General features: G+C 60.4%; 2 protein-coding genes. One reads left to right on the forward strand and one right to left on the reverse strand.

Annotation, left to right across the window (positions count from 1 at the left end):
- Positions 1-235: 235 nt before the first annotated feature.
- Positions 236-1,276: a type VI secretion system-associated FHA domain protein TagH gene (tagH, locus tag EN991_RS26320; RefSeq protein ID WP_127369861.1), complete on the reverse strand. Its 1,041-nt coding sequence runs from the start codon at positions 1,274-1,276 to the stop codon at positions 236-238.
- Positions 1,277-1,641: 365 nt separating this feature from the next.
- Here tagH and tssI point away from each other — a divergent pair, with 365 nt between their 5' ends.
- A complete protein-coding gene (gene tssI, locus EN991_RS26325) occupies positions 1,642-3,969 on the forward strand; it encodes a type VI secretion system tip protein TssI/VgrG (protein ID WP_063173924.1) in 2,328 nt (775 codons plus the stop codon).
- Positions 3,970-3,984 lie beyond the last annotated feature (15 nt).

Genomic DNA, 3,984 nt, shown 5'->3' on the forward strand with positions numbered 1-3,984 from the left:
TTTCTGGTCGGGTAAAGGGGCAGCCCCGGTCGGCCGCGGCAGTGTCCGCAGAAGGATTGGCCAGAAAATCCTGTCCCGCCGTAGCATGACATTGCCGCAGACCCCCAGGTCAATGAGTCTTACCCGCTTGGCGAACTGTCGTACGCGATTGTAATCTCAGAAATTGTTTATTGGAACCGGATGCCGGGCGTCGGAGGACTTTTCTGATTGCCCTGCCAGGCGTTTCCTGGATCGCCTATTTTTGCTTGTCGGCTTTGGCGTAGGCCTCGCTGAAATACGCCAGGAAGATGTCCAGCATGCCGTTTTCATGTGCCTCCTCCATGGTCCGCCATGTCGCGACATAGGCGTCCCAGGCCTGCCCCTTCTTCGATGTGAACGACGTAGGCGGGAGTTTCCTGCCGATCGCCTCGGGCGACAGGTCGTCAAGCAGTCGGGAGAGCGCAGCTTGCATGGCGGCATAGGTGGCGAATTCGTGCGTCTTCAGATCGCGGAATGCGTCCTCGATACTGCGCCTGGCATCAAGATAGCCGGCCCTGCGACGGGCGAACATGATTTCGAGGATTTCGTCGGTTCCTGGAACGAACTTCAGCGGATTGTTGTCGGCGGCGCTGATCATCGTTCGTTGTGTGCTCTTGGCCAGCATTTTCGCGGCCGCACGTGCTTTCAGCAGCAACGTCAGTTCCTCGACCACCGCCCGCAGGACCGCGCCGATTTCGGCGGCAACTTCATGCGGGTCGCGTAATTGAAGCAATTCCGGCGAAATGCCGGCTCCGATCGCGATCTCCCGCAAGACCTCGTCTCTGGTCGAAGGTAGGGGTGGGGAGTGCGGCGGAATGCGCTGCCCGGGCCGTTGCTGCGCGGGATCGAAGAAAGGTGCATGTTTAAATTCCAGCGGTCGGCCTGTCGCGGGCGGCATGTCTCGCTGCTCGGATTTGTAGCTGGGGTAGCCCGCCGTGGCGCGCTCTTCGTCGATCGATACCAAGATGACATAACGGCCGATCAGTATCCGGTCGCCATGGCCAAGCCGGTGTGGCCCGGTCATGCGCTGGCTCGATCCGTTGATGAAAGTCCCATTGCGCGAGATGTCGTGCAGCCAGAACGCGCCCGCCTCGTAGCGAACCTCGCAGTGGCGGCCCGAGATGAACTTGTCGGGATCCGGCAAGGTCCAGTCGCAAGCATCGCGTCCGATTTCGAAGCCGCGATCACGCGCCGCGTAGCTGGTCGAGGTACCAGCGGGCAAGGCGTCGACATTGTTGATTTCCAGACTGATGTGCATCCGAGATCGCCGTCGATCGTTGATCGGTACTCCGCCATTCTAGCAGCTTGCGGGTAAAACAGGACAGAAGCGTTTCAAGCCGATGAACCGGCTGGTTAATGCATGTCGCCCAAAAGTGCCCTCCGTTTGAGAAAACGACATTGCATGAAACAAGACCTGAAGGTGCAGCGCGTGAATCCGACCAACCGCGATACGGTTTGGGTTTCTGTCGCCCCATGTCCTCTTTGGCCAGCAGGAAAACATGTGGTAGGCTCAACATGGCCTGGCGTGGCGGATTTAAGAAGTTCCTGAACGGAATGCTGTTAATATAGCGGGAACTTCAAATCCATCACATTGGCGGCCGCGTCCAGGAGGGGGCTCGACCCATGCCCAATGAACGTGCCACCGTTGTCCGGACACCGGTTGGCTCCGAGCTGTTGACCTTCACGCATCTTGTCGGACGCGATGAGATCAGCCGTTGTTTTGCCTATACGGTCGGATTCGTGAGCACCGACTCCGATATCGATCCGTTGAAGATGCTGGGCGGGCCGCTCTCGATCGAAGCTGAATCTGATCCGAAACGCTGGTTCAGCGGCATCGTCTCCGAGTTCCGGCTCACCCGGCTGGAAGATCGGCTGGCCTACTATGAGGCGGTCATCAGGCCGTGGCTCTGGTTTCTCGGCAACACCACCGATTGCCGTATTTTCCAGAACAAGAGCGTCCTCGACATCGTCAAGGACATCTTCAAGAAATACGGTATCGCGGAATTCGATCTGCGCCTGCAAGGGTCCTATCCCCCGCGCGAATATTGCGTGCAGTACGACGAACCCGATCTGGATTTCGTGCAGCGGCTGCTGGAGCATGAAGGCATCCTGTATTTCTTCGAGCATGATGACGGCAAGCACACGCTTGTCCTGGCCGATGCGATGAGCAAGCTGAAGCCTGCGCCGGGCTACGAGAAAGTGCTCTATAACTTTGAAGGTCAGGGTTCGCGGCGCGATGTCGAATACATCACTGAATGGATACCGGGCAGTTCGGTGCGCCCAGGCGCGTATGCCCACACCGACTATGATTTCACGAAGCCGGGCGCCGATCTCATGGCCAAGTCGGCCCAGCCGTTCAGCCACAAGGAGGCAGCGGGCGAGAACTACCGCCAGCCCGGCGCGCATCTCGAAACGGGCCGGGGAGACAGCCTGGCCGCGATCCGGCGTGAGGAAATCCAGGCCGTCCACCAGCGCATCGCCGCCGTCGGCACCGTGCGCGGCCTCTATTCGGGCTGCACGTTCAAGCTGGATAGCTTTCCGCGCGAGGACCAGAATCAGGAGTATCTGGTGGTCAGCGCCGAATACAGACTGTTTGATCCAGGCTACAGAGCCCATGCTGACGTCGACAGCGAGAACTTCAAGGTGATCCTCGGCCTGGCGCCGACCGCCTTGCCCTATCGTCCACCACGGATCACGCCACGGCCGATCATGCGCGGGCCGCAGACGGCGACGGTGGTCGGCCCGTCCGGCGAAGAAATATTCACCGACAAATATGCGCGGGTGAAGGTGCAGTTCCATTGGGACCGTCTGGGCAAGAACGACCAGAACAGCTCCTGTTTCGTGCGAGTGTCGCAGACCTGGGCCGGCAGCGGCTGGGGCTTCATCCAGATCCCGCGCATCGGCCAGGAGGTGATCGTCGACTTCATCGAAGGCGACCCGGACCTGCCGATCATCACCGGCCGGGTCTACAACGCCTCGCAGATGCCGCCCTACGGGCTGCCGGGCAGCGCCACGCAATCGGGCTGGAAGTCCGACTCCTCCAAAGGCGGTGGCGGCTATAACGAGCTGATGTTCGAGGACAAGGCCGGCTCCGAACTGGTCAATTTCCAGGCGCAGAAGGACCATAACCTTCTGGTCAAGCACGACCGCACCAAGCTGGTGCAGCACGACCAGTCCGACCGCATCGACCACGACGCCAAGCACTCCGTCGGCCACAACCTCGACGAGGACGTCGGCAACAACAAGACGGTCAAGGTCCGCGTCGACCAGACCACCAACATCGGCAAGAACGATACCGAGACGGTGGGCGTCAACCGCTCGCTGACGGTTGGCTCGAACGAGACGATCGGCGTCGGGGCGAACTCGATGGAGACGATCGGGTCCAATCACACGCAGACCGTCGGGTTGATCCAGACGATTACCGTGGGCGCGGCGCGAGTGGATTCAGTGGGCGCAGCGGAAACCCGAAGCGTTGGCGCCGTCCAGACGAATGAGATCGGCGCATCGCGCTCGATGACGGTGGGGGCCGGACAGACTCACACCATCGGAGCGGCGGACAATTGGACAATCGCCGCCGCGCAGAGCGTGAAAATCGGCGCGGACCAGAGTTTCACCATCGGCGGCGCGCAGTCGTCGCAAATCGGCAAAGGCAGGTCGGCAAAAATCGGCGCTGACGACGCAACCGATGTCGGAGGCGGGCACGCGCTCAAGGTCGGCAAGGGCAGCGGAATCCAGATTGCGGACGACAGCTCGATCAAGGTCGGCAAGAACCTGGTAATCGAGGCGGGTGACTCGATCACACTCAGATGCGGCTCGGCGTCGATCACAATGAAAAAGGACGGCACCATTGTTGCCGACGGCAAGGACATAACGCTCAAGGGCAGCGGCAAGATTACCGTCAAGGCGGACGGCGACGTGATCGTCAAGGGAAGCACCATCAACAACAACTGAGGGCGTCATCATGGC

The sequence above is a fragment of the Mesorhizobium sp. M7A.F.Ca.US.005.03.2.1 genome (assembly GCF_003997795.1).
In the GTDB taxonomy this organism is placed as follows: Bacteria; Pseudomonadota; Alphaproteobacteria; order Rhizobiales; family Rhizobiaceae; genus Mesorhizobium; species Mesorhizobium ciceri.